25 protein-coding genes and 1 pseudogene are annotated in these 24,556 nt (G+C 70.6%); 22 read left to right on the top strand and 4 right to left on the bottom strand.

Annotated elements, in window-relative coordinates:
- Window positions 1-19: 19 nt before the first annotated feature.
- Entirely contained in the window at window positions 20-1,708 is a 1,689-nt protein-coding gene (locus ACFPIH_RS10180; RefSeq protein WP_381165302.1) for a chitinase, read from the bottom strand.
- A 241-nt stretch (window positions 1,709-1,949) separates the two neighbouring features.
- On the opposite strand from ACFPIH_RS10180, the gene ACFPIH_RS10185 reads away from it, so the two are divergent.
- From ACFPIH_RS10185 to ACFPIH_RS10250, 14 genes and pseudogenes are all read left to right on the top strand, one after another.
- A complete protein-coding gene (locus tag ACFPIH_RS10185) occupies window positions 1,950-2,816 on the top strand; it encodes a hypothetical protein (RefSeq protein WP_381165300.1) in 867 nt (288 codons plus the stop codon).
- 56 nt (window positions 2,817-2,872) lie between these two features.
- Entirely contained in the window at window positions 2,873-3,580 is a 708-nt protein-coding gene (gene cpaB, locus ACFPIH_RS10190; RefSeq protein WP_381165298.1) for a Flp pilus assembly protein CpaB, read from the top strand.
- A gap of 13 nt (window positions 3,581-3,593) precedes the next feature.
- The gene (locus ACFPIH_RS10195; protein WP_381165296.1) at window positions 3,594-4,820 is read left to right on the top strand and encodes a CpaE/TadZ family protein; all 1,227 of its coding nucleotides are present in this window, start codon (window positions 3,594-3,596) and stop codon (window positions 4,818-4,820) included.
- Window positions 4,821-4,866: 46 nt separating this feature from the next.
- The gene (locus ACFPIH_RS10200) at window positions 4,867-5,193 is read left to right on the top strand and encodes a pilus assembly protein (RefSeq protein ID WP_381165790.1); all 327 of its coding nucleotides are present in this window, start codon (window positions 4,867-4,869) and stop codon (window positions 5,191-5,193) included.
- A 1-nt stretch (window position 5,194) separates the two neighbouring features.
- Window positions 5,195-5,551 (top strand): TadE/TadG family type IV pilus assembly protein, encoded by a 357-nt coding sequence (locus ACFPIH_RS10205; protein ID WP_381165294.1) that lies wholly within the window; start codon window positions 5,195-5,197, stop codon window positions 5,549-5,551.
- A 14-nt stretch (window positions 5,552-5,565) separates the two neighbouring features.
- A complete protein-coding gene (locus ACFPIH_RS10210) occupies window positions 5,566-6,903 on the top strand; it encodes a CpaF family protein (RefSeq protein WP_381165292.1) in 1,338 nt (445 codons plus the stop codon).
- A gap of 5 nt (window positions 6,904-6,908) precedes the next feature.
- A complete protein-coding gene (locus ACFPIH_RS10215; protein ID WP_381165290.1) occupies window positions 6,909-7,853 on the top strand; it encodes a type II secretion system F family protein in 945 nt (314 codons plus the stop codon).
- Window positions 7,854-7,866: 13 nt separating this feature from the next.
- The gene (locus ACFPIH_RS10220) at window positions 7,867-8,754 is read left to right on the top strand and encodes a DUF5936 domain-containing protein (protein WP_381165288.1); all 888 of its coding nucleotides are present in this window, start codon (window positions 7,867-7,869) and stop codon (window positions 8,752-8,754) included.
- Window positions 8,755-8,810: 56 nt separating this feature from the next.
- Window positions 8,811-10,025 (top strand): sensor histidine kinase, encoded by a 1,215-nt coding sequence (locus ACFPIH_RS10225; protein WP_381165286.1) that lies wholly within the window; start codon window positions 8,811-8,813, stop codon window positions 10,023-10,025.
- Window positions 10,007-10,693: pseudogene (locus tag ACFPIH_RS10230) on the top strand (response regulator); the annotation flags it as partial. The gene ACFPIH_RS10225 and the pseudogene ACFPIH_RS10230, both read left to right, overlap by 19 nt.
- Window positions 10,694-10,748: 55 nt before the next feature.
- Entirely contained in the window at window positions 10,749-10,964 is a 216-nt protein-coding gene (locus ACFPIH_RS10235) for a Flp family type IVb pilin (protein ID WP_381165788.1), read from the top strand.
- A complete protein-coding gene (locus tag ACFPIH_RS10240; RefSeq protein WP_381165786.1) occupies window positions 10,961-11,638 on the top strand; it encodes a pilus assembly protein TadG-related protein in 678 nt (225 codons plus the stop codon). Before ACFPIH_RS10235 ends, ACFPIH_RS10240 begins: the two co-directional genes overlap by 4 nt.
- Before the next feature lie 34 nt (window positions 11,639-11,672).
- On the top strand, window positions 11,673-12,254 hold the full coding sequence (locus ACFPIH_RS10245; protein WP_381165284.1) for a hypothetical protein: 582 nt from the start codon (window positions 11,673-11,675) through the stop codon (window positions 12,252-12,254).
- Between the two features lie 8 nt (window positions 12,255-12,262).
- Window positions 12,263-12,883: an OmpA family protein gene (locus ACFPIH_RS10250; RefSeq protein WP_381165282.1), complete on the top strand. Its 621-nt coding sequence runs from the start codon at window positions 12,263-12,265 to the stop codon at window positions 12,881-12,883.
- Here the strand turns inward: ACFPIH_RS10250 and ACFPIH_RS10255 are convergent.
- Complete coding sequence (locus tag ACFPIH_RS10255) at window positions 12,880-13,227, bottom strand: DUF192 domain-containing protein (RefSeq protein ID WP_381165280.1); 348 nt, start codon at window positions 13,225-13,227, stop codon at window positions 12,880-12,882. The genes ACFPIH_RS10250 and ACFPIH_RS10255 overlap by 4 nt on opposite strands.
- Before the next feature lie 72 nt (window positions 13,228-13,299).
- On the opposite strand from ACFPIH_RS10255, the gene ACFPIH_RS10260 reads away from it, so the two are divergent.
- From ACFPIH_RS10260 to ACFPIH_RS10290, 7 genes are all read left to right on the top strand, one after another.
- Window positions 13,300-13,863, top strand: a complete 564-nt coding sequence (locus ACFPIH_RS10260; RefSeq protein WP_381165278.1) for a dihydrofolate reductase family protein — start codon at window positions 13,300-13,302, stop codon at window positions 13,861-13,863.
- On the top strand, window positions 13,860-14,660 hold the full coding sequence (locus ACFPIH_RS10265; protein WP_381165276.1) for a methyltransferase domain-containing protein: 801 nt from the start codon (window positions 13,860-13,862) through the stop codon (window positions 14,658-14,660). Before ACFPIH_RS10260 ends, ACFPIH_RS10265 begins: the two co-directional genes overlap by 4 nt.
- A 561-nt stretch (window positions 14,661-15,221) precedes the next feature.
- Entirely contained in the window at window positions 15,222-15,995 is a 774-nt protein-coding gene (locus ACFPIH_RS10270; RefSeq protein ID WP_381165274.1) for an isoprenyl transferase, read from the top strand.
- A gap of 328 nt (window positions 15,996-16,323) precedes the next feature.
- Window positions 16,324-17,649 carry a PhoH family protein gene (locus tag ACFPIH_RS10275; protein WP_381165272.1) on the top strand — a complete coding sequence of 442 codons (1,326 nt, stop codon included), beginning with the start codon at window positions 16,324-16,326 and terminating at the stop codon, window positions 17,647-17,649.
- Between the two features lie 425 nt (window positions 17,650-18,074).
- Entirely contained in the window at window positions 18,075-18,749 is a 675-nt protein-coding gene (locus ACFPIH_RS10280) for an aggregation-promoting factor C-terminal-like domain-containing protein (RefSeq protein ID WP_381165270.1), read from the top strand.
- A 33-nt stretch (window positions 18,750-18,782) separates the two neighbouring features.
- A complete protein-coding gene (locus ACFPIH_RS10285) occupies window positions 18,783-19,505 on the top strand; it encodes an aggregation-promoting factor C-terminal-like domain-containing protein (protein WP_381165268.1) in 723 nt (240 codons plus the stop codon).
- Window positions 19,506-19,640: 135 nt separating this feature from the next.
- Window positions 19,641-21,092 (top strand): AI-2E family transporter, encoded by a 1,452-nt coding sequence (locus ACFPIH_RS10290; protein WP_381165266.1) that lies wholly within the window; start codon window positions 19,641-19,643, stop codon window positions 21,090-21,092.
- A 7-nt stretch (window positions 21,093-21,099) separates the two neighbouring features.
- Here ACFPIH_RS10290 and ACFPIH_RS10295 read toward each other — a convergent pair whose 3' ends face one another.
- A complete protein-coding gene (locus ACFPIH_RS10295; protein ID WP_381165264.1) occupies window positions 21,100-22,680 on the bottom strand; it encodes an alpha-1,2-mannosidase in 1,581 nt (526 codons plus the stop codon).
- A 142-nt stretch (window positions 22,681-22,822) separates the two neighbouring features.
- On the bottom strand, window positions 22,823-23,365 hold the full coding sequence (locus ACFPIH_RS10300; RefSeq protein ID WP_381165262.1) for an alkyl hydroperoxide reductase: 543 nt from the start codon (window positions 23,363-23,365) through the stop codon (window positions 22,823-22,825).
- Between the two features lie 161 nt (window positions 23,366-23,526).
- Between ACFPIH_RS10300 and ACFPIH_RS10305 the strand changes: the two genes are divergently transcribed.
- The gene (locus ACFPIH_RS10305) at window positions 23,527-24,459 is read left to right on the top strand and encodes a MarR family transcriptional regulator (protein ID WP_381165260.1); all 933 of its coding nucleotides are present in this window, start codon (window positions 23,527-23,529) and stop codon (window positions 24,457-24,459) included.
- Window positions 24,460-24,556 lie beyond the last annotated feature (97 nt).

A 24,556-nucleotide genomic window follows, 5' to 3' on the forward strand; every position in this document is an offset into this window, starting at 1 on the left:
GCACCCGGCTCAGCCGGTCCTACGGCAGCCCGTGCACGTGCGGTCCCACCGCACCCGACCACGTGTTGCCCGCCGTCGCGTCCCAGTTCGTCGACCAGGTCATCGCGCCCCGGAGGTCGGGATACGTCCTCGACGGCTTGAAGGAGCCGCAGTTCGTGCCCCTCGTCAGGCAGTCCAGGGCGTTGTTCACCACGGTCGGAGACACATACCCGCTGCCCGCGCCGCGCGTGGAGGCCGGCAGGCCGAGGCCCACCTGGGACGGGGCGAGGCCGCCCTCCAGCTGGATGCAGGCGAGGGCCGTCAGGAAGTCCACCGAACCCTGGCTGTACACCTTGCCGTCGCAGCCCAGCATCGAACCGCTGTTGTAGTACTGCATGTTGACCACCGTGAGGATGTCCCTCACGTTCAGCGCGGTCTGGAAGTACGTGTTCGACGTCGACTGCATGTCGATGGTCTGGGGAGCCATCGTCAGGACCAGGGAGGACCCCGCCTTTGCCGCCAGCGACCGCAGCGCCTGCGTCATGTACGTCGCGTTGAGGCCGTTCTCCAGGTCGATGTCGACGCCGTCGAAGCCGTACGTCTGCATCAATCCGTAGACCGAGTTCGCGAAGTTCGCCGCCGATGTCGTGTCGTTGACGGTCACCGTGCCGTTCTGGCCGCCGATCGACACGACGACCTTCTTGCCGGCCGTCTGCTTCGCCCTGATGTCCGCCTTGAACTGGTCGACCGTGTAGCCGCCCAGACCCGCCGAGTCGAGGTTGAAGGTCACCGCGCCCGGGGTGGTCGTCGCGTCGGCGAAGGCCACCGCGATGATGTCGTACTGGGCGGGCACGTCCGAGACGCGCTGCACCGTCGCGCCGTTGTTGAAGTTCTGCCAGTAGCCGGTCACCGCGTGCCGGGGCACGGAACCGCCGCCGGTGCCACCGGCCGTCGTCGTGCCGGTCACCGTCGTCGACCTCGGCGACTCGCCCGCCGTGTTCGTCGCCGTCACCTGGAAACCGTACGACGTCGACGCCGCGAGCCCGGTCACGGTCGCCGAGGTGCCCGTGACCGCCGTCACCTTCGTACCGGCGCGGTAGACGTTGTAGCCGGTCGCGCCCGAGACCGCGTTCCAGGTCAGTGATACGGAGGAGGGCGTCGTACCGGACACGGCCAGTCCGCCCGGGGCGGCGGGGATCGTCGGGGCCGGGTCGCCGCCTCCGCCGCCGTCGGGGCCGTGGACGGAGATGTCGTCGGCGTAGTAGGCGGCCTGGCCGTACCAGCCGTGGGTGTAGACGGTCACGGAGGTGGTCGAGGCGCCCGTGGTGAAGGTCGTCGACAGTTGCTTCCAGGCCGACGAGTCGGGGGTCCAGGTCGAGACGTCCGTGGTGCCCGTGCCCGTCACGCCCAGGTAGGTGTAGCCGCCCTGGACCCAGGCGCCGAGCGAGTAGGTGGAGTTGGGCCGCACCGCCACCGTCTGGGTGCACCGGGCGTTGTCCTGGCCGGCCGGGGTCGCCTTCAGCGCGGCCGTGCCGCCGTGCACGGGGGAGGAGACGGTCGTACCGCTGCCCGCCGAGCAGGTCCAGTTGGCCAGGCCGGACTCGAAGCCGGCGTTCTTCGCGTTGTTCAGGTCCACGGCGGACGCCTGAGCCGCGCCCGCCAGGGACAGGGCCAGGGCGGCGGTCGCCACTCCGGCCCAGAGCCTTGTCGCTCTCTTATTTGGGTACATGACAATACGTTGGTCCAGACCAATTCGGTTGTCAAGGAGTCCGGTTGTGGAGAGCCGGTGTGCGCAACCTGCCCCGGTTTGATGGGACTTGTTCGAAGAACAGTTGCTTACCAGCAACGGAAAGCTGTTCTCCGGCCACAGGGGCGTGGATACAGTGCCTAGGTAGTCACGCAATGAAGTCGCCCCGGTGCGCCGGAGTAACGCCGGTGGGCCGGGGATCGCGGGAATCGGGGAGCTGCGCGTGCCAACAGCCATTGCCGTGACCGGCGCCGATCTGGCGCTGCCGCCGCAGGACGAACGGACCCTGCCCGCCGCCGTGCTCGCCGACCTGGACCGGCAGCCGCTGGACGAGGCGCTCCGCGCCGTACAGCTGCTGCTCGAACAGCACGGACATCTCGTCGTCGTGTACTCGCGGGCTGCGCCGCCCGTGGTCGAGCAGCGGCTGCACACCATCCGCGCACTGCTCGAAAGCGACCGCATCGCGCTCTTCCGGCCCGAACTGCCGCCGCTCGGTGTCGCCGTCCTCGCCCGGCAGCTGCGCCAGCTCGCCTCCTGCGACCTCGGGCCCGGGGTACTGGCCTCGGCCGGGCGGCTGCTCACCCACTACATCCACGCGGGCGCGCTGCTCGGCTCCGTCGCCCGGCTCGACCGGGTGCCCGTGGTCGGGCTGAAGTCGCACACCAGGTCATGGGTTCCGGGCAGCCAGTTCGCGGTGCTCGCGCATCCGCAGGCCGAGTTGGTGAAGGCCGCGCCCGAAGCCGTGCTGCCCGGACCCGAGTTCGGGACCTGGATGCTCGTCGGACGCGGACAGCTCCAGTCCGACTGGGTCACCGGGACCCTCGCCCCCGCCTGGAAGGTCCAGGGGCTGCGCGAGACGCAGGCGCCCGCCGAGTCCGCCGAGTGGTGGGGGACGCCGAAGCTGATCGAGTTCTGCGCCTATCTGCCCGATCTGTCGGTGCTCTACCAGCTGGTCGCCTCCGTACGGCAGAGCGTCTGCCACTGGTGCGGCATCGACGTCATCGGCGACCGCTGCGTGTTCTGCTCCGCCACCCCGCCGCCCGCCGCGGAACTCACCGCCCGCCCGGTACGCGCGCTCACCACCGGGTAACACCCCACGGACCACCGTTCCCGCCCGACCCGACCCCCAACGAGGTTGCACGGCTCATGAACTCCCGTCAGCGCCGCGGCGTGATTCTCCTGCTCCTGTCGGTGTTGTGCGCCCTCGGCGCCTTCGCCGGTGTCCTGTCCGTCATCGACGACGTGAACTCCAAGGTCGGCCCCGAGGTGGCCGCCTACGAGCTCAGGTCGAACGTGGCGCCGTACACCCCCCTCACCGCGGGGCAGTTCAAGAAGATCGAGATGCCCGAGCGCTGGCTGTCGGACAACGCCGTCACCGATCTCTCCGCGATCCGCGGCAAGATCGCCGTCACGACGCTGAAGAAGGGCTCCCTGCTCCAGGACGACATGATCGTCGACCAGCCCGCCCTCCAGCCGGGGCAGCAGGAGGTCGCCATCATGATCGACGCGGCGACGGGTGTGGCCGGCAAGATCCGGCCGGGCTCCTCCGTCAACGTCTACGCCACCTTCGAGGGCGCCCGTGAGTCCGACCCCGATCAGTCGAAGATCATCGTCACCAACGCCCGTGTCCTCGACGTCGGCGAACTGACGCCCCTCGAGCCGGACTCCAGCAGCCGCGAACGCTCGGCCACCGAGGCCGTCCCCATCACCTTCGCGCTCTCCACGCTGGACGCCCAGCGCATCACGTACGCCGAGTCCTTCGCCAAGCGCGTCCGCCTCGCCCTCGTGGCCCCCGGCGGCGACTCCACGGTCCCCGAACGGGACCGTACGTACGAACTCGCCACGGACAAGTGAGAGGCCGCCGCCCATGCCCACGAGGATCCTCCCGGCCGTCGGCGACGCGGACGCGGTCCGCGCCCTCACCACCCTGCTCAGCCAGCTCCCGGACGCCGAACCGGTCGCCCCGGTCGGCGACTCCACGCAGCTCGTCGACACCCTCGCCCGGCTCGCCGCCGAGTCGGTCGACGAACTCCCCGAAGTCGTGATCGTCCACGAACGCATCGGACCCGTCCCGGCGCTGGAGCTGGTCCGCGAGGTCGCCCTGCGCTTCCCGGCGGTCGGCGTCATCCTGGTCACCACGGACGTGGGCCCCGGCCTCTTCCAGGCCGCCATGGACTCCGGCGCCCGCGGACTCGTCACCCTTCCCCTCGGCTACGAGGAACTCGCCAACCGCGTCCAGTCGGTCGCCCAGTGGTCGACCGGCGTACGGCGCCATCTCGGCCACGGGGCGGACGTGTTCCCCGGCGTCGGCGGCACGGTCGTCACCGTCAGCGGCGCCAAGGGCGGTGTCGGCACCACCCTCACCGCCGTCCAGCTCGCCCTCGCCGCCCAGGCGTCAGGACGGCCCACCGCCCTCGTCGACCTCGACCTCCAGACCGGTGACGTCGCCTCCTACCTGGACGTCCAGTTCCGCCGCTCGGTCGTCGACCTCGCCGCCATCAACGACATCTCGCCGCGCATCCTCGCGGAGGCCGTCTTCCGCCACGACACGGGCGTGGCCCTGCTGCTCGCCCCCGCCGAGGGCGAGCGCGGCGAGGAGGTCACCGAGCGGGCCGTACGGCAGATCGTCAGCGCCCTGCGCTCCCGCTACGAGGTCGTCGTCGTCGACTGCGGTTCCCAGCTCAGCGGCGCCGGCGCGGCGGCCGTGGAGATCGCCGACCGCGCGCTGCTGGTCACCACCCCCGACGTGGTCGCCGTCCGGGGTGCCAAACGCACCGTCCGCATGTGGGACCGGCTCCAGGTCCGCAAGGCCGAGGAGACCACCGTCGTCGTCAACCGCCACACGCGCGGTACGGAGATCCAGCCGCCGCTCATCCAGCGGATCACCGGCACGGCCGTCGCGAACACCGCGATCCCGGCCAACTTCAAGGAACTCCAGGCCGCGGTCGACGCCGGCCGGGTGCACTCCCTCGACGGCAAGGGCACCGTACGCCAGGCCCTGTGGGCGCTCGCGGCGGAGCTGGAACTCGTCAAGGCGCCGGAGACGGCCCTGGTGCGCCGGGGCGGCAGTGGCTTCCGACGGCGGAAGGAGTAGTGCCGTGAGACGCGACCGGGGCCAGGTCACCATCGAGTTCCTCGGCATGACACCGCTGATCATCGTGACGTTGGTGGTGGTGTGGCAGTGCGTGCTCGTGGGGTACACGTACACGCTCGCGGGGAATGCCGCCGACGAGGCGGTGCGGGCGGGTACGGCGGCGCACCGGGGGGAGCGGCAGGCGGTGTGCGAACAGGCGGGCAGGGACAAGCTGGGCGCCGCCTGGAGTGCGAACGCCTCGGTGAACTGCGAAGGCGTCGGCTATGTGACGGCGGAGGTCACGCTGCGGGTCCCCGTCCTCTTTCCCGGTCTGATCAACTTCCCGGTCGACGTGAAGGGCCACGCCGGCGCGGTCGAGGAAGAGGACGACTGAGATGTCGTACGGACGCCGTCACAGAAACGACCGAGGGCAAGTGGCCCTGGAATACCTCGGGTTCGTGCCGATCCTGCTGTTCGTCGCGCTGGCCGCCGTACAGCTGGGCGTGATCGCCTACGCCGCCCAGCAGGCGGGTACGGCGGCCAGGACCGGGGCGCGCAGCGCGTCCCTCGGCGGGAACGCGCAGGCGGACTGCGCCCGGGCGGTGAGCAGTTGGCTGTCCGTGAGCTGCCCGCCCGCCTTCTCGGGCGACGAAGTGCAGGTCACCGCCACGGTCACCATCCCCTCCGTCATCCCCGGCATCGACAACTTCGGCACGGCCAGCAAGACGGCCGTCATGCCGATGGACCACTGAAAGGCGGCGCGAGGATGAGCTTGCGGGCACGCATCACCACCCCCGAGGAGCAGGGCAGCCGGGGCGAGGACGCCCATCTGGTCACCACCTACCGGGCCAAGCTCCTCGAGGAGATCGACCTCGCCGAGATGAGTTCGCTGGCGGCGGCCGAGCGGCGGGCCCGCCTGGAGCGGGTGCTCGGGCACATCATCAGCCGCGAGGGCCCGGTGCTGTCGACCGTGGAGCGCTCGCAGCTGATCCGGCGGGTGGTCGACGAGGCGCTCGGGCTCGGCATCCTGGAGCCCCTGCTGGAGGACGCGTCCATCACCGAGATCATGGTGAACGGCCCGGACGCGATCTTCGTAGAGCGGGCGGGGAAGGTGGAGCAGCTCCCCCTCCGGTTCGCCTCCGACGACCAGCTGATGCAGACGATCGAGCGGATCGTCTCGACGGTCAACCGGCGGGTGGACGAGACGAACCCCATGGTGGACGCGCGGCTGCCGTCCGGCGAGCGCGTCAACGTGATCATCCCGCCGCTGTCGCTGAGCGGGCCCGTCCTCACCATCCGCCGCTTCCCGCGCTCCTTCACCCTCAACGAGCTGATCGGATTCGGCTCGCTCGACGAGCCCATGCTGTACCTGCTGGCGGGCCTGGTGCAGGCGAAGTTCAACCTGATCGTCTCGGGCGCCACCGGCACCGGCAAGACGACCCTGCTCAACGCCCTCTCCGGGCTGATCCCGGAGAGCGAACGCATCATCACCATCGAGGACTCGGCGGAACTCCAGCTCCAGCAGTCGCACGTGATCCGCCTCGAGTCGCGGCCCCCCAACGTCGAGGGCAGCGGCCGGATCACCATCCGCGACCTGGTGCGCAACTCGCTGCGGATGCGCCCCGACCGGATCGTGGTCGGTGAGGTCCGCGGCGGCGAGTCCCTCGACATGCTCCAGGCGATGTCCACCGGCCACGACGGCTCCCTCGCCACCGTCCACGCCAACAGCGCCGAGGACGCGCTGATGCGGCTCCAGACCCTGGCGTCCATGTCCGACGTGGAGATCCCCTTCATCGCCCTGCACGACCAGATCAACAGCGCCGTGGACGTGATCGTGCAGCTCACCCGGTTCGCCGACGGCGCCCGCCGGATCACCGAGATAGCCCTGCTCGACAGCCACGGCTCCGAGCCGTACCGGCTGGCGACGATCGCCCGCTTCAACGCCCGGCCGATGGCCTCCGACGGCCGGGTGTACGGCGAGTTCGAGTACTTCCCCCTGCCCCGCCGTACCGCCGACCGCCTCTACATGGCGAGCCAGCCCATCCCGCAGGCGTTCGGCGTGGCGCGCGCCGCACACGAACTGACGACAAGGGAAGCCCGGTAGCAGTCATGGACCTCGACGACCTCATCACCCTCACCACCGGCGTGGCCCTGCTGACCTGCGTCCTCGCCGTCGCCGGAGTACACGTCTACGCCAAGGGGCACGCCCAGCGCGCCGCGCTCGTGGAACGGCTGTCGTACACCGGGCAGCTCCCGCCGGGCGGCCGTCGGCGCCGCTTCCGCAACCTGGACCGCCGGCTGCGCCGCACGGACACGGGCCGCAAGCTGGAGCTGAGGCTGACGGCGACCGGTCTGGACGTCACACCCGGCGAGTTCCTCGTCTACATGCTGGGCGCGGTGGCCGGCCTGTGGCTGGTCGGACAGGCCGTGCTGGCCCCCTTCTTCGGCCCCATCGCCGGACTCCTCGGCGTCTGGGGGGCCTTGCAGTTCCTCAACTGGCAGCGCCAGAAACGCATCGAGAAGTTCATCAACCAACTACCCGAACTGGCCCGCATCCTGGCCAACGCCACCCACGCGGGCCTCGCCCTGCGCACGGCCGTGGGGATGGCGGCGGAGGAACTCGAAGCCCCCGCGGGCGAGGAACTCGCCAAGGTGGCCAACCAGTTGGCGGTCGGCCACTCCATGGACGACGCCCTCGGTGAACTCGCCGACCGGCTCCCGTCCCGCGAACTGGTCGTCCTTGTCACCACGTTGGTGCTGTCCAACCGGGCCGGCGGCCAAGTGGTGGGCGCCCTGCGCAACCTGACCGAGACCCTGGAGGAGCGCAAGGAGACCCGGCGCGAGGTCCGGACGCAGCTCTCCCAGGTGAACATGACGGCGTACGCCGTACCGGCGCTGGGCGTGGGCGCGTTGTTCCTCATCGACAGCGTCCGGGAGGGCGCGCTGGACCGGATGACGGGCTCGACGGTCGGCCAGGCCTGCGTGATCATCGCCTTCGGTCTGTACGCCGTCGGCTTCGTCCTCATCCGCCGTATGTCGCGGATCGACGTCTGAGGGGAGCGGGGCTGTGGAACTCTTGCTGGCCCTCGTGATGGGCCTCGCCGTCTGGGGCGCCTTCACCGGCATCCGGATGTACCGGGCCGATGTGAAGCTCCCCAGCGACCTGGCGCTCGCCCTGGAGGTCGGCGCGACCCGCACCGGCGCGGTCGGCTCGGTCGTCGACCGCATCGGTATGCGGTACGCCCCCGCCGTACTGCGTCTGATGGGCCCCAAACAGGTCGCCCGCTACCGCCGCCGGATCGACCTCGCGGGCAACCCGGGCGGCCTGACCATCGACCGGTACGCGGCCCGGCGCGCGGTCTACGGCGCGATGGGCGCGCTGGGCGCCCTGGCCGGCCTGCTCCAGGGCAGCTACTTCATCGCCCTGCTCATGGTGGGCTTCGCCGCGTTCTGGTCGGAGATCGGCATCTGGTCGGCGATCCGGGTCCGCAAGGACGCCATCGAACGCACCCTGCCCGACTTCCTCGACGTCCTCGCCGTCGTCGTCAGCGCCGGCCTCGGCTTCCGCCAGGCCCTGGACCGGGTGGCGTCCAAGTACGCGGGCCCCTGGGCGGACGAGATCCGGATCACCCTGCGCCAGATGGACCTCGGCGTCAGCCGCCGCGAGGCCTTCGAGGAACTGCGCCGCCGCAACGACTCCGAGCAGGTCGCCATGTTCGTCACCGCGCTCCAGCAGGGCGAGGAACTCGGCGCCCCGATCGTCGACACGCTCGTCGCCATCGCCAAGGACATGCGGCGCACGGACGCGCAGAACGCCCGCCGCAAGGCGGCCCGCGCGGTCCCCAAGGCCACGCTGATGATCACGACGTTCATGGTCCCGGCGACGATGCTCCTGCTCGGTGCGGGGATGCTGCTGGGCTCCGGCACCGACTTCAACTCGATCACGGGCGGGTAGCGATGAGGGCAACCGTGCGTGGGGGGACGGCATCCGTGCCTGGGGGAACGGCACCCGTGCCGCTTCAGGTCAACGCCCTGCAGGCGCTGTGCCGCCAGGTGTTCGGCTTCCGGCTGGCGATGATCGCCGTGGCCGCCCCCGCCGCCCTCCTCAACGCCTCCCCGGGCCTGGGCGTCCGCCTGGTCGGCGCGGCCGTCGTCTTCACCTTCATGGGCTCCTACGTCCTGTTCCGCGACTGGGAGCGCTTCGGCCCCCTCCTCCTGCGCCACCCCACGCTCCTGGCGGCGGACACCGCGTTCGGCACCCTCCTGCTGATCTCGGCGGGCCCGGACACCACCCTCGCCTACGTCAGCGTCTGCACCCCGCTCCTGGCCGGCATCGTCTACGGCTGGCGAGGCGCCGCCTGCTTCGCGTCGGCCCAGTTCCTCATCCTGCTGCTGGTCCAGGCGACGCTCGCGGGTGACTCCGGCACCGGCCACCCGGCCGAACGGCTCCTGCTGCCCGGCTTCTGTGTCATCACCGGCGCGGTCGGCTCGTCGCTGCGCGGCCTGATGCTCCGGTTCGGTACCGCGACCGAGGCCCTGACCGCCGTACGGGCCCACCTGGCCGTGGCCGAGGAACGCGCCCGGCTGGCGCGCGAGATGCACGACTCCGTCGCCAAGTCCCTGCACGGCGTGGCCCTCGTGGCGGACGCCCTGGCCCGCTCGGCGAACCCGGACCCCGAACGGGTCCGCCAGCACGCCGAGCTGCTGGCCCGCGCCGCCCGTCGCGCCGCCGCCGAGTCCCGGGACCTCCTGACGGACCTGCGCCGCGAGCCGCGTCCGGTCGACCTGCTGCCCGAACTGGCCGCCCGCACGACCGACTTCGCGCGACGCACCGGCCTGCCGGTCACCTACCACCCCACCGGCGACGGTACGACCCTCCCGGTGCCGCCCGCCGTGGCCCGCCAGCTCCTCACGATCGCGGCGGAGGCCATGGAGAACGCCCACCGGCATGCGGCCCCCACCCAGGTGGAGGTCAGGGCCGGTGTGGACGGAACGCTCTTCAGCGTGAGCGTCCACGACGACGGCCGCGGCCTCCCGCCCGGCACCACCCTCGAACACCTCCGCCGCACCGGCCACTTCGGCCTGGTCGGGATGGCCGAGCGGGCCGCGAGCGTGGGGGCGAGCCTCCACATCGGCAGCGGCGCGCGGTCACGGGGCACGGAGGTGCGCGTGGACCTTCCGCTGGCGGCACTGACGGAGGAGGCGCCATGCCGGACGTACGTGTAGTGGTGGCCGACGACAATCCGGTGGTCCGCGCGGGCCTCACCGCCCTTCTCTCGGGCTGCGAGGACATCACGGTCGTGGCGGAGGCGGCGGACGGCGGCGAGGCTTTGGAGGCGACCCTGCGTTATCGCCCCGACGTGGTCCTCCTGGACGTCCGCATGCCCGGCGTCGACGGCCTCTCCGCCCTGCCCCACCTGGCCCGGCTGGCCTCGGTCCTGATGCTGACGTACAGCCACGACCCGGCGACGGTGCGGGCGGCGCTGCGCGGCGGGGCGGACGGCTACCTGGTCCACGGCGAGTTCACTGTGGAGGAGCTGACGGCGGCGGTCCGGGACGCATCACGCGATGCGACTGCACACGATGCCTGCGCCACAACCCCCCATCCCCTGCCGACTTTCTCCAAACCGCTTTCGCAATTGCAATCGCTTGTGGGAGAGTCGTCGGTGACGACGGTACACAGGGCGGGGTTCCGACTCAGCGCGAGGGAGGCGGAGATCATGGACTTCATCGCGTCCGGCATGAACAACCAGCAGATCGCCGCAGCCTGTTTCATCAGCGAGAAGACGGTCAAGAACCACATCAACCGCATCTTCGCCAAGCTGCACAGCAGCAGCCGCGCCGAGGCCGCGGCGAAATGGCTGGGAAATTGGGCCCTGGGACCCTCGTCCGGAACACCCGTTCCGTCATACGTTCCTCGTGCCAGTGCCTCAAACCGAGAGGAACGCCATGAGCGACCTGCTGCTGAGGGCCGTCGTCGCGGCCAAGCTCCGGGCGACGGAGGCGGTACGTCGCCGCACCGCAGACGACAGGGGGCAGACCGCGGTGGAGTACCTGGGGATCATCGCGGTGGTGGTGGCGATCGTGGTGCTGATCGCGAACACGAACCTGGGGCAGACGATCGTGGACAAGCTCAGGACACAGATCTCAAAGGTGGCGCCCTGACACGACGTCGGAGGCTGCGGTACGGCGACGCGGGGCAGGCTTTCCCCATCTACATCACGGTGGTGGCGGGCCTGCTCTTTCTGGCGTTCGCGTACTTCGCGGTCGGCCAGGCGGCGGTGAACCGCAGCGGCGCCCAGACCGCGGCCGACGCGGCGGCACTGGCGGCGGCGCAGGACACCAGGGACCAACTCGCCGACCTGTGGGTGCTGGACGTACTCGACCCGACGAGATGGCAGGACATCTTCGACGGCGTGGGCGCGACCAATGGGTGCGATCGCGCGTACCAGCTGGCGGCGATGAACGACGCGTCCGCCGAGTGCAGTCCTGACGGTCCGCTCTCCTACACGGTCACCGCGCAGACCAAGAAATCCGTCGGAGACTCGGTCGTGCCCGGCACGGAGGACGTCCGGGCGCACGCGAATGCCACGGCTGTGATCGAGTCGCTGTGTACGTTCGACCTCCCGGACCCCGGCACTCCGGACCCTGGCACCCCGACCCCTGGCACCCCGACTGGCACCCCGGACCCTGGCACTCCGGACCCTGGTACCCCGGCCGACCCGCTGCCGAGGCTCACCTGCAAGGACCGGGACTGGGACCTGGACCCGGACGACCCGGCCGGACTGCCCGGCCCCGAGGACCTTTTCGACGTCCACCTGGCCACACGTGCCGGTTGACGAGCGAGCGACGAGTGGAGAAGGAAGCAGAGTGATGAGCATGCGGTTCACGGCGGAAGCCCGCAGGGGGATGGTCGCGCTGGCCGTCGTGGCCGGGCTGGCACTCGGCACGGCCGCCTGCGGCGGCGGGGGCGGCGACGACAAGAAGCCGCAGAACTCGTCCTCCGCGTCCAAGGGCGGCGGATCGCAGCCGGACACCCAGGAGGGCGAGTCCGCCGAGCCGTTGGCCGAGCTGAAGGGCCCGAGCGGTCTCCTCCTGCAGATCACGTCGGCCCAGCGGGACTCCGGTGGCTTCGTCACCGTCAACGGCGAGCTGAAGAACGACAGCGGGTCGGAAGCCGTGATCCCCTCCGCGCTGAGCGGCAACGAGACCGAGATCATCAACAACGGGCTGTCCCTCGGCGGAGCCACCCTCGTCGACTCCAAGACCAAGAAGCGCTACTACGTCCTCCGCGACACCGAGGGGCGCCCCCTCACCACCACCGGGTTCTCCACGCTCAAGGCGGGTGAATCGATCGACGTCTTCCTGCAGTTCCCGGCGCCGCCGGCCAGTTCCACCGACGTGACCTTCCAACTCCCGCTGTTTCCCAGCGCGGTCGTCAAGATCTCCGGGTGAGGCCGGTCATGACCCCACTCACTCCACGTCTCACCCTCGCGGTGGTCACCCTCGTGGTTCTCGGTATCGCGCCGGCCGCCCGGGCCGACGACAGCGGCCCGAGCGTCCCCCCGGGCACGGAACCCTCCGCCACGGCACCCGTCGACGTCGACCCCAACGACCCGGACCTCAAGCTCCCGGAGGGCAGCACGCTCGCCGAGCCGAAGGTGCTGGACATCAAGCAGGTCGTGGAGGACGAGTCGGGCGACGAGCGCCGTGAGGACACCAACGCGGACGTGACGTTCGCCCTCCAGGCGGAGGTCCTCTTCGGCAAGGACAGCGCGCGGCTCGGCACGGAAGCGAAGGCCCGTATCGCGGTGATCGCCGACGAGATCGCGAAGCAGAACACCACGCTGGTCCGCGTCTTCGGCTTCACCGACAACCTCGGCTCCTCCGCCCACGGCGACGTCCTCGCCAAGCAGCGCGCCGACGCCGTACAGGCCGCGCTCGCCGGCGACCTCAACGACCCGGGCATCACCTTCGAGGTGCGCGGCTACGGCGAGCAGTACCCCATCGCCGACAACTCCACGGAAGAGGGCCGCAAGAAGAACCGCCGAGTGGAGATCACCTTCCCCCGGACGGCGGGCTAACCGACGACCTCGACCCGCACCCCCGCCCGCAGCCCCCACCCCTCCATCGCCCCGGCCGCCGCCTCCAGTACGTGCCGGGAGCGCGGCCGGGGCAGGCCCAGGCGGCCCGGGGGCATGGTGCGTACGGCGATGACGGTGAGCCGGCGGTCGAGGTAGGCGACGTCGACCGGGATGCGCATACGGAAGGTGTGCACGCTGCCGGCGGGGGTGAGGAGCATCGCTCCGTCGACGGAGTCCCGGCCCAGCAGGCCCTTCGTGCGGGCCCGGTAGGAGGCGGCGATCTCCAGCGGGATCCGAACGCCCCCCACGACCAGTTCCCCGTGCCCGTCCCGCCAGCGCGCCATACCCCGACTCCCTCCGCCGTGTCGCTACCTTCTGCACGTTAGCGAGTCAGGACACGAAGAGGTGACCGTCGTATGCGGAAGATCGTGCTGATGATGTCGGTGTCCCTGGACGGGTACATGGAGGGACCGGACCAGGACATCTCCTGGCACCGGGTCGACGACGAGGTGCACCGGAGTGCCAACGACGCCGTCCGGGACCTGGGCGGACTGCTCTTCGGACGGGTGACCTACGATCTCATGGAGGGCTTCTGGCCCACGGCCGACGAGGATCCCGACGTCGACCCCGTGATGGCCGACTTCGCCCGGATCTATCGGGAGATCCCGAAGTACGTGTACTCGCGCACGCTGCGGGAGTCCGGCCGGAACACCACGATCGTCCGGGACGTCGTACCCGAGGAGGTCAGGGCGCTCAAGGAGCAGCCCGGCGGCGACCTCGGCCTCGGGGGCGCCGACCTCGGCGCCGTCTTCCTCGAACAGGGTCTCGTCGACGAGATCCGGCTCTACGTCCATCCCGTACTCATCGGCAGGGGGAAGCCGATGTTCCGGGAGGGCGACGCGACGATCCCGCTCACCCTCATCGGGTCCCGCACGTTCGGCAACGGGGTGACACTGCTCCACTACGCTGTCGACGCATGACCGCAGATGCCCTGCCCTCCTTCGAGGACCTCGTGGCCGAAGGCGTCGCCGTCCCCGTCGAGGGGTGGGACTTCTCGTGGTTCGAGGGGCGGGCGACCGAGGAGCGGCCGTCGTGGGGGTACGCGGTGGCGCTCGCCGGACGGCTGGGCGGCGCCGAAACCGCGCTGGACGTCCAGACCGGCGGCGGTGAGGTGCTGGACTTCGCCCTGGGGCGGGCCGGACGGGCGCCCTTGCTCACCGTGGCGACCGAGGGCTGGCCGGCGAACGTCGCCAAGGCCACCGCCCTGTTGCACCCGCGCGGCGTCGCGGTCGTGGCGGCGCCGGACGACGCCCCGCTGCCCTTCGCGGACGCCGCTTTCGACCTGGTCGGCAGCCGGCACCCGGTGCGGCCGCCCTGGGGTGAGATAGCGCGGGTGCTGCGGCCGGGCGGGACGTACTTCGCCCAGCACGTCGGTCCCCGCAGTGTCTTCGAGCTCGTCGAGTACTTCCTCGGACCGCAGCCGGAGGCGGCGGCCAGTGCCCGGCACCCCGACCGCGAGCGGGCCGCCGCCGAGGCCGCGGGGCTGGAGGTGGTCGACGTGCGGGCCGAGCGGCTGCGCGTGGAGTTCCACGACATCGCCGCCGTCGTCCACTTCCTGCGCAAGGTGGTGTGGATGGTGCCGGGGTTCACCGTCGGGGCGTACGAGGAGCGGCTCCGCACGTTGCACGAGCAGATCCGCGCGGAGGGGCCGTTCGTGGCGTACAGCACACGGCATCTCGTCGAGGTCCGTCGGCCCGGCAGCCCTTCCGGCGGCTGACGCGGCAAATTGGCCGGGAACCGCCGCTGGGGGCGCCCCGCGCCCGCACAGAGTTTCCACATCGTTATCGCGAGCATTTCACATCCGGCCCCTGCCTGACGTAAGTTCAACCAGGGATAATTCGCGTTGGCAAACCTGCGCGGGCGGTATCGCGCAGCGGAGGGGGCTGCGCGATGCCGTGCGAGTCGAGTGCGCGTCAACGGGGTGAGGTAGTCCATCAGGGGGACGTACGGACAACTGGCCGCCCGGCGCCCAAGTCGCACCAAAACCTCAGCTTCCTTCGGTAAACCCCGTCATTTGCCTGGGAATTCGCTGCGATTCGGCCATGAGCCACTGGTGAACAGTGCCCGAATCGACCACCACCGCGTCGCCGGGCGACTTCGGAGAGTAGTTGTGGTGCGCCGATGCACGCAGCATCACTTACGAAGGGTTATGGTGGAAACCCCCCCTCGGGCCGGTCCGTCTCCCCCCCACGGACCGGCCCGTTTTTTTGCCCCCTCGTTGCGGGGGTAGGCTTCGCCGTCGTCGGGGACCGCACCGTACAGAGGGGCTGACGATCACGTGAACCTGCGCGACAAGCTGCGCGGCCTTCTGGTCAGGCTGTACGCACGCCGGGTGGAAGGCCACCTGGACCACGCTCAGGTGCCCAAGCACATCGGCGTCATCATGGACGGCAACCGACGCTGGGCGAAGGCCTCCGGTTCCACCACCGTCCACGGTCACCGCGCCGGTGCCGACAAGATCGAGGAGTTCCTCGGCTGGTGCTCCGAGACGGACGTCGAGGTCGTCACCCTCTGGCTGCTGTCGACGGACAACCTCGACCGCGCCAAGGAGGAGCTCGTCCCCCTGCTCGGCATCATCGAGGACGTCGTGCGCGCCCTCGCCGCCGACGGCCGCTGGCGCGTCCACCACGTGGGCACCCCGGACATCCTCCCCTCCCATGTGCAGACCGCGCTCAAGGAGTCCGAGGAGGCCACCTCCCACGTCGACGGGATACTGGTCAACGTGGCCATCGGCTACGGCGGCCGGCAGGAGATCGCCGACGCCGTGCGCTCGATGATCGTGGACGCCGCCGACCGGGGGACCTCGATGGAGGACCTCGCGGACTCCGTCAGCGTCGACCTCATCGGCCGTCACCTCTACACCGGCGACCAGCCCGACCCCGACCTCGTCATCCGCACCAGCGGCGAGCAGCGGCTGTCCGGTTTCATGCTGTGGCAGACGGCCCATGCGGAGTACTACTTCTGTGAGGTCTTCTGGCCGGCCTTCCGCAAGGTCGACTTCCTGCGCGCCCTGCGCGACTACGCCGCACGTCATCGGCGTTACGGCGGCTGACGCGGACCCGCCCGCGAGGGTGGTGGTGCGTACCCGTTCTGGGGCGGATGTAACAAGGAGTTCACCGGCACGCCGTCATATGCCGTGGCATGGTGGCGCATGTTCGAGGGCATAAGCCAAGCAGGTCGACACCCGAACCACGGGTGTCGGATCTCAGCGGACGGCACGGGGCCGTCCGCCCGGGAGGCCCTTTGCACCAGCTCGACCGTGCGGTCACGGCACGGAAGCAGCAGTGGGGGGCCGGTCCCCGGCCCGTGCATCGGGGCCGTCGACCGGTCCAGCTCCACTCCGTCGCTCCCCGACCTCATCCGAGGGGGTACGTCCTTCCGTGGTGACCAGTACAAAGCGCCGTATGCCAGACCGGCGCACCTATGTTCTCGACACCAGCGTCCTGCTGGCCGACCCGAACGCCATGGCCCGCTTCGAGGAGCACGAGGTAGTGCTCCCCATCGTCGTGGTCACGGAACTGGAGGCCAAGAGGCACCATCCCGAGCTCGGCTACTTCGCCAGGCAGGCACTGCGCCTGCTCGACGACTACCGGGTGAAGTTCGGCCGCCTCGACGCCCCCATCCCGATCGGGGAGCTGGGCGGGTCCATCCGTGTCGAGCTCAACCACTCGGACCCCAGCGTGCTGCCCACCGGCTACCGCCTGGGGGACAACGACTCACGCATCCTCGCGGTCGCCCGCAATCTGCAGGCCGAGGGGTTCGACGTCACCGTCGTGTCGAAGGATCTGCCGCTCAGGATCAAGGCGTCCTCGGTCGGCCTCCTCGCCGAGGAGTACCGGGCCGAGCTCGCCATCACGGACTCCTCCGGCTGGACCGGAATGTCCGAACTGACCCTGCCCGGCGAACAGGTGGACATCCTCTTCGAGGAAGGACACGTGTACGTCCCGGAGGCCGCCGACCTGCCCGTGCACACCGGTCTGACCATCCAGTCGGAGCGCGGCAAGGCACTGGGCCGGGTCACCCCCGACGGCAACATCCGGCTGGTGCGCGGCGACCGTGAGGCGTTCGGCATCAAGGGCCGCAGCGCCGAGCAGCGCATCGCGCTCGACCTGCTGCTCGACCCGGACGTCGGGATCCTCTCGATGGGCGGCCGGGCCGGCACCGGCAAGTCGGCGCTGGCCCTGTGCGCGGGCCTGGAGGCGGTCCTGGAGCGCCGCCAGCACCAGAAGGTGATGGTCTTCCGGCCGCTGTACGCGGTGGGCGGGCAGGAGCTCGGCTATCTGCCGGGCAGCGAGTCCGAGAAGATGAGCCCCTGGGCGCAGGCGGTGTTCGACACGCTGTCGGCCGTCACCTCCCGGGAGGTCATCGAGGAGATCACCGCCCGCGGCATGCTGGAGGTGCTCCCGCTGACCCACATCCGCGGGCGCTCCCTGCACGACGCCTTCGTGATCGTCGACGAGGCCCAGTCGCTGGAGCGGAACGTCCTGCTGACCGTGCTGTCCCGGATCGGCGCCAACTCACGGGTGGTGCTCACCCATGACGTGGCCCAGCGGGACAACCTGAGGGTCGGGCGCTACGACGGTGTCGTCGCCGTCGTGGAGAAGCTGAAGGGCCACCCGCTCTTCGCGCACGTCACGCTGAACCGGTCCGAGAGGTCCCAGATCGCGGCGCTTGTGACCGAAATGCTGGAGGACGGTCAGATCTGACCACTGCTGTACAAGTTCATAAGCATTGCGCGTCAGTTGGCGCCGTCCGGCAAAGGCAGTGAGCCTAGCCGGGCGGCGTCCGCGTGTGTGTGGGTTTCGCGAAATAACCTGGGTCCCGAGAAGTGTGAGCTTTCACACCCGACCCGGAATTGCCTCCCCCGTACGGGTTACGGCAGAGTCTCACTCCTGTCAGGCCCCCGCATACGGCACACCCGTACCCTCAACGGTCCGGAAAACGCACCTGCACCACCCCTTTCAACTCCATAGCGTCGCCGTATGCCGCCCGAGCACCATGCGGCGCTCCCGAGCCGGGAGTTGCCCGACGGGCCAGTGCCTCCCGTGACCCCGCAGTTGGGAGGCCAGCGTCAGGGGCACGATTGCGTCCGCCAGGGTCACCCAAGCGGGCGGTGCTGGAAGGAAACCGTGTGAGCCGGATCTCGGTCCGGGGATTCGCAGTGGCCTCGGCCACGGCGGTCACCGCTGTCGGAAGCGTCGTCGGTGTTGCCTCGGGCAGCGTCGCGCAGACCAACGACGCGGAGGCGACGGCGAGCGACGCCACCCTCCTCGCGGACATACCTGTCGGCCAGCAGGCCCAGGTACAGACCGCGTCCCTCGCGCAGCAGGCCAACTACCAGGCCATCGCCGCCGACGAGGGCGCGAAGAAGGAGGCCGAGGCGACCGCTCGCAAGGCCGCCGCCGAGACCGCCGTCGCGAAGAAGGAGGCCGCCGAGAAGGCGGCCAAGGAGCGCGCGGAGGCGAAGGCCAAGGCCAGCCGCAGCGCGGGCGACTTCCCGATCCAGAGCTCCTACACGACCGCGCAGATCCAGGCCATGGCGGCGCAGATGGTGCCGAGCGGCCAGTTCCAGTGCTTCAGCAACATCGTGGACCACGAGTCCAGCTGGAACCCCCAAGCGGTGAACGCCTCCTCCGGCGCCTACGGCCTCTTCCAGGCGCTGCCCGCAGGCAAGTACGCGTCCGCCGGCGCCGACTGGCGGACCAATCCGGCCACCCAGATCAAGTGGGGCCTGAGCTACATGGACAGCCGGTACGGCAGCCCCTGCGAGGCGTGGTCGTTCTGGCAGGCCAACCACTGGTACTGAGTCACCCCGACGACACAACAGTAAGGAACCCTTGTGAGCCGGAACTCGGCCCGGGGATTCGCGGTGGCCTCGGCCACCGCGGTCACCACTGTCGGCGCCGTCATGGGAGTCGCCCAGGCAGGCACCGCACAGTCAGGCAACGACGCGGAAGCGACGGTGGGTCAGGCGACCCTCCTCGCCGATTTACCGATAGGCCAGCAGGCCGAGGTGCAGACGGCCTCGCTGACCCAGCAGGCCAACACCCAGGCCATCGCCGCGGACACCACCGCCAGGAAGTCGGCGGAGGAAACCGCCCGTAAGCAGGCGGCGAAGGACGCGGTGGCCAAGCAGAAGGCCGCCGTCGCCAAGGAGAAGGCGGCCAAGGCGGCCAAGGCCCTCGCCGACGCGAAGGACGAGGCCAAGACCCAGACGACCTCGGCCTCGACGTCGTCCTCGACCGGGAGCTTCCCGCAGCAGGCGTCGTACACCGTCGCCGAGGTCCAGGCCATCGCGCGGTCGATCGTGCCCGCCGACCAGTTCCAGTGCTTCAGCAACATCGTGAACCACGAGTCCACGTGGAACTACCAGGCGGTCAACCCCTCTTCCGGCGCCTACGGCCTCGTCCAGGCCTACCCCGCCTCCAAGATGTCGTCCGCCGGTGCCGACTGGCGCACCAACCCGGCGACGCAGATCAAGTGGGGCCTGGGCTACATGAACGTACGCTACGACAGCCCCTGCGGTGCCTGGGCCTACTGGCAGGCCAACGGCTCCTACTGAGCCGGCGCCACAGCGAACGCTCAACCTCGTGCAGCCCCTCCCCGTCCTAAGGGGAGGGGCTTTCGCCCTGTACGGTCTGAGTCGACGCGCTCCAAGGGGGGAGTGGTGGGGAGAAACGGGGGAAGAGGGCGGATCATGTCGCGAGTGCCAGGGTGGCTCGGCCGGCTCGGTGGCCGGCTGACCGAGATGGGTGAGCGTCTCGACGAGCGGCGCGCCGAGGTCGAGCGGGAGAACCGGGAGAGCTGGGAGAGCTGGGAGAACGGGGAGAACTGGGAGGACGAGCGCCCCCAGGACGCGGAAGTCTCCGACGGCGCCGAGGCTGCCGACCGTGCCGAGGTCGCCGACGGTACCGACGCGGAGCCGGAAGCGGCGTCGGGGGATGCCGCCGGACCGCCCCCACCGCTCCCGTCCGCCTCCGATCCGCCGTCGCCGTTCGCGCCGCGTCCCGATCCCGCGCTGGCCGTGCCCTGGGGCGTACGGGTCGCCGCCGAGGCGGGCTGGCGGCTGCTGGTGCTCGCCGGGACCGTCTGGGTGCTGATGCGGGTCATCAGCGCCGTCCAGCTGGTCGTCTTCGCCTTCGTGGTCGCGCTGCTGCTGACCGCCCTCCTCGAGCCCGCCGTCGCCCGGCTGAAGCGGGTGGGGGTGCCACAGGGGCCGGCGACCGCGCTGACGGCGATCTTCGGGTTCGTCGTCATCGGCCTGATGGGCTGGTTCGTGACCTGGCAGGTCATGGAGAACATCGACAACCTCTCCGACCAGGTCCAGGACGGCATCGAGGATCTGCGCCGCTGGCTGCTCAACAGCCCCTTCCACGTCACCGACAAGCAGATCAACGGCATCGCCAAGAACCTGCGCGAGGCGGTCGGCGCGAACACCGACTCCATCACCTCGGCCGGCCTGGAGGGCGTCACCGTCGTCGTCGAGGCGCTCACCGGCATCCTGCTGGCGTTCTTCTCGACCCTCTTCCTGCTCTACGACGGCAAGCGGATCTGGGAGTGGACGCTGAAGCTGGTGCCGGCGGCGGCCCGGCCGGGCGTCGCGGGCGCGGGGCCGCGGGCCTGGGCGACGCTCACCGCGTATGTGCGCGGCACCGTGCTCGTCGCCCTCATCGACGCCATCTTCATCGGCCTGGGCATCTACTTCCTCGATGTGCCGATGGCCGTGCCGCTCGCCGTGTTCATCTTCCTGTTCTCCTTCATCCCGCTGGTCGGCGCGGTCGCCTCCGGCGCGCTCGCGGTGGTCGTGGCGCTGGTGACGCAGGGGGTGTTCACCGCGGTGATGACACTCGCGGTGGTGCTGGCGGTGCAGCAGATCGAGGGCCACATCCTCCAGCCCTTCATCCTCGGCCGGGCGGTGCGGGTCCATCCCCTCGCGGTGGTGCTCGCGGTGGCCTCCGGCGGCATGGTCGCGGGCATCGGCGGTGCGGTGGTGGCCGTGCCGCTGGTGGCGGTCACGAACACGGTCGTCGGGTACCTGCGCGCGTACTCCCGGGAAGCGGCGCAGCGGACGTCCCCCCGACCCCGAGGAGCGACAGCCGCGGGGTCGGCCCCCGTGCCCCCACCGCCTCTCGCGGAGAAGACCGACTAGCCAGGTTTCAGGAGTTCTTCAGGTACTCCGCCAGTTTGCCGATGAGCCGGGCGGCGTCGTCCAGGCCGCGGGCCGTCTCGCCCAGGTCACCGGCGAGCAGCTTCTCCAGGGCCGGCCCCGCTTCGTCCCCCTCCTTCTCACCGGGGGCGTCGGACCAGGGGCCGGGGACGGTCGTACCCCGGTATCCGACGGGGGCGCCCCCGCGAGGCGTGCGGTAGCCGGTGAAGTCGACGGCGCCGTGCGTCGGTCCGGCGGCCGGGGCCTCGCCGGCGAGGAACTGGATCCGGGAGAGCTGCGTCATGTCGGAGCCGTTGTTGCGGTCGATGCTGAGGCGGTAGCGGGGGAAGAGCGCGGGGGAGGCGACGGAGTACTCCTTCGTCTCGTACCTGCCACGGAAGCTTTCATCGGTGCGGGAGTCCACGGTCGTCCAGTGACTGCCGTCGTGCGAGCCCTCCAGCTTCCAGTCCCGCGGATCCCGGTCGCTGGCGTCGTTCGCCGAGGTCAGCCGGTAGACGGCGACGGCGACGGGGTGCGCGAAAGTGAAGTCCAGCTCAGAGGTTTCCTCGTGAGCCAGCCACTTGTTCCGGGACTTGTGGAGCAGGTTCCTCGCGACCTCGTCCAGTTGGTCGAACTCGTCGCTCGCCTCGACGTCGGTGACCGTACGGGTGATGTCCCGCAGCTCGCCCACGGGTTCCCGCGCCTCGGGCCGGCCGGCGGAGCTCAGGGCGACCGAGGTGGTGGTGGAGCGCCGGTCGGTCCAGGACACGCGCTCCACGGGCGCCCCTCCGTCGGTGAGCAGCAGGCGCAGCTCGCCGGAGGGGGACCAGGTGCCGTCGTGTCCCTCCTCGGTGGAGAACCGGTGCAGTGGGGCTCCGTCCGTGCCCTCGGGGTAGGCCCAGCGGTCGGCGAGCGTGCCGCGGTACTCGGTGACCGCACCGTCGGCGCCCCTGCGGTGGCCCAGGAAGCCGGACAGGTCCGCACGCAGTCCGATCGCCGCCTCCGATCCGTCCGCTCCGCGCCAGGCGAGGTGTGCGGGCATGGCGCGCTCGCCGCTGTCGATGTGGAAGAGCAGCCGGGGAGCGGGCTGCCAGGCGGCGGAGCCGGGGGCACGGGACTCGGTACCGAAGGCGACGACGGACCGTCTGGCCCCCCGGGCCGTCATGGCGCGCCGCGACCGGTCCCGGTCGTGCGCGGGGTCCACGGTGACGGCTCGCAGCCGCAGCAGCCCTTCCGCGCCCTCCGGGTTGCGAATCTCGAGCAGGTTGTCACCGTCGGCCAGGAGGTCCCCCGGCACACTGAGGACGGTGTCCTGCGGGTCGCTGTGCTCCCCGTCCGCCGGTATCTCCAGCCGCTCCGCCAGTGCCTTGCCGTTGAGCAGGACGTCCATCGGAGCGCTCGCACCGAGAACGGTCACCGTGACGACGGCCTCGGCGATGTCCTCCCGGCCGCCCGCCGTGAAATCCACCCTGATGTGTCCGCCGGCGCCGAGCGCGAGGTGTGAGGGAGCGATCCCGCAGCGATGGTGGGCGACCACGGCGTTCGACAACTGGGCGGGGTCGGCGGAGAAGTCGGCGAAAACGGGTTCCATGCGTGTCCCTCTGCAGTCCAGGTCCTACCGGTCTCATTCCGAACGTAGCGGGGGCCACTGACAACACCCCGTCACCTGGACCGATCCGTCCCCGGAGGCCAACGGCGTTGCCTCCGGGGGCAGTCGGGAAGGGACGTGCCGACTATTCGGCGGGCTCCGTGAGGATCGATTCCGCGTCCAGGGTCACCGCCACCGCCTGGACCAGCGAGGCGATCCTGAACGCCTCCTGGACGGTCTCGCGGTCGACGCCCGCCTTGCGGAGGGCCCGTTCGTGGGAGTCGAGGCACGCCCCGCAGGCGTTGACGGCGGAGACCGCAAGGCACCACAGCTCGTGATCGGTTCGTCCGACGCCCGGATCGGCGAGGACGTTCATCCGCAGCCCGGTCCGCAGACCTCCGTACTCCTGGTCCGACAGCAGGTGCCGGGTGCGGAAGAAGACGTTGTTCAACGCCATCGTCGCCGCCGTCGAGCGTGCCGCCGTGTACGCCTCCGGCGAGAGGTTCGCCTGGGCCTCCAGCGCCAGCTCGCGCAGCACGACGGGGGAGCGGGAGGCGATCGAGGTGACGAGGAGCGTGCCCCACAACTGCTGCGCCGTCAGGCGGGAGCCGTCGACGACCGAGTCCAGGTTGCGTCTCAGGTCCTTCGCGTAGTCCGGGATCGCGGACTTCAGCGCGTCGAGCGACATCTCGTTCTCCTTTTCCCAGGCGTTCCCGCTCAACTTCCGTCAACTGCGGACAGGTGGGAAACACCCCACTGGAATATGCCCGCAGCCTGATAAACCTTCCCCCCTGAGCGCTACGCGTCACGCGTATGTGCGATCAATCGGGCGACCTGTCAGGGGGAGTGATGTCGGGCTACGAACTGCTGGCACGCGACCTCGCCGCGTGCGGACGTGACGGCTTCACGGGACTGCTGCGGGTCTCCGGTGCGCCCGGCGGCGCCTTCCACTTCCGCGGCGGCCTGGTCGTCGCCGTGGAGTCCCCCGGCGCGCCCGGCGCGGAGGTGCTGCTGCTGCGCTCCGGGCGGATCGGCGGCGAGGAGTGGGCCGATCTGGTGCGTGAGTCCGACGGCGCGCGCTGGCCCGCCGAGGGGCTCATCGCACACGGCTACGCGGGGGCCGCCCAGTTGCGGGTGGTCTGCGCGATGGCCCTCCAGGACGCCGCGTTCGCAGTCGTCGCGGGCAGCGTCGACGACTGCGAACGCGGTCCCGAGGCCGGGCCGCCGCCCGCCGCGGTCACCGTGGGCGAACCGCCCACCCGGCTGCTCCAGGAGGCGTCCCGCAAGCTGCGCGCGCTCCTGGCGTTGCCCCGCCCGGTGCGCCCGGAGCAGGAGCGTCCCGTCCCCGGTTCGCTCTCCTACGCCGCCGGGCGGCTCGGCCCGCTGCAACGCGAGCTGCTCACCCACGCCGACGGCCGGCGCACCGCCCGCGACCTCGCCTTCCGTACCGGGCGCGGGGTCTACACCGTGACGGTCGAGGTGGCCCGGATGCTCGGCGAGGGGCTGCTGGAGTGTGCGGGCGCGCCCACCCCGATCCCGGTCCGGCTGCCGCCCGACGGACACGGCGTACGGCCCCGGGAACCCTCCCCGCCCCCGCCGCCCGCGCCCGTCCCGCCGGCCGGTCCGCCGCAGGGACCCGCGGCCCTGCCCCGCCGCCATCCCGGCGCCAGCGGCATCAACGAGTCGCTCGCGTCGGAGCCAGCCGAAAGCGAAAGGGAAAGCGACAGCGGCGGTACCGGCTGGAAGGACTTCTTCCGGCTGCGCAACCCGACGACGAAATAGGCGCATCGACGAAATAGGCACACAGCCGAAGAGGCAGCCCCACTCAGGAATCCCCCACCAGAAATCCCCCACAGAAACCAGACGGTCAAATGCGATC

Origin of the sequence: Streptomyces vulcanius (assembly GCF_042653945.1) — a bacterium.
Lineage (GTDB): Bacteria > Actinomycetota > Actinomycetes > Streptomycetales > Streptomycetaceae > Streptomyces > Streptomyces mangrovi.

Excerpts from the sequence above, each read along its gene's own strand:
- ACFPIH_RS10180 (WP_381165302.1), bottom strand. The coding sequence starts at position 1,708 with ATGTACCCAAATAAGAGAGCGACAAGGCTCTGGGCCGGAGTGGCGACC.
- cpaB (WP_381165298.1), top strand. The coding sequence starts at position 2,873 with ATGAACTCCCGTCAGCGCCGCGGCGTGATTCTCCTGCTCCTGTCGGTG.
- ACFPIH_RS10195 (WP_381165296.1), top strand. The coding sequence starts at position 3,594 with ATGCCCACGAGGATCCTCCCGGCCGTCGGCGACGCGGACGCGGTCCGC.
- ACFPIH_RS10200 (WP_381165790.1), top strand. The coding sequence starts at position 4,867 with ATGACACCGCTGATCATCGTGACGTTGGTGGTGGTGTGGCAGTGCGTG.
- ACFPIH_RS10205 (WP_381165294.1), top strand. The coding sequence starts at position 5,195 with ATGTCGTACGGACGCCGTCACAGAAACGACCGAGGGCAAGTGGCCCTG.
- ACFPIH_RS10210 (WP_381165292.1), top strand. The coding sequence starts at position 5,566 with ATGAGCTTGCGGGCACGCATCACCACCCCCGAGGAGCAGGGCAGCCGG.
- ACFPIH_RS10215 (WP_381165290.1), top strand. The coding sequence starts at position 6,909 with ATGGACCTCGACGACCTCATCACCCTCACCACCGGCGTGGCCCTGCTG.
- ACFPIH_RS10235 (WP_381165788.1), top strand. The coding sequence starts at position 10,749 with ATGAGCGACCTGCTGCTGAGGGCCGTCGTCGCGGCCAAGCTCCGGGCG.
- ACFPIH_RS10245 (WP_381165284.1), top strand. The coding sequence starts at position 11,673 with ATGAGCATGCGGTTCACGGCGGAAGCCCGCAGGGGGATGGTCGCGCTG.
- ACFPIH_RS10250 (WP_381165282.1), top strand. The coding sequence starts at position 12,263 with ATGACCCCACTCACTCCACGTCTCACCCTCGCGGTGGTCACCCTCGTG.
- ACFPIH_RS10255 (WP_381165280.1), bottom strand. The coding sequence starts at position 13,227 with ATGGCGCGCTGGCGGGACGGGCACGGGGAACTGGTCGTGGGGGGCGTT.
- ACFPIH_RS10260 (WP_381165278.1), top strand. The coding sequence starts at position 13,300 with ATGCGGAAGATCGTGCTGATGATGTCGGTGTCCCTGGACGGGTACATG.
- ACFPIH_RS10265 (WP_381165276.1), top strand. The coding sequence starts at position 13,860 with ATGACCGCAGATGCCCTGCCCTCCTTCGAGGACCTCGTGGCCGAAGGC.
- ACFPIH_RS10290 (WP_381165266.1), top strand. The coding sequence starts at position 19,641 with ATGTCGCGAGTGCCAGGGTGGCTCGGCCGGCTCGGTGGCCGGCTGACC.
- ACFPIH_RS10295 (WP_381165264.1), bottom strand. The coding sequence starts at position 22,680 with ATGGAACCCGTTTTCGCCGACTTCTCCGCCGACCCCGCCCAGTTGTCG.
- ACFPIH_RS10300 (WP_381165262.1), bottom strand. The coding sequence starts at position 23,365 with ATGTCGCTCGACGCGCTGAAGTCCGCGATCCCGGACTACGCGAAGGAC.
- ACFPIH_RS10305 (WP_381165260.1), top strand. The coding sequence starts at position 23,527 with ATGTCGGGCTACGAACTGCTGGCACGCGACCTCGCCGCGTGCGGACGT.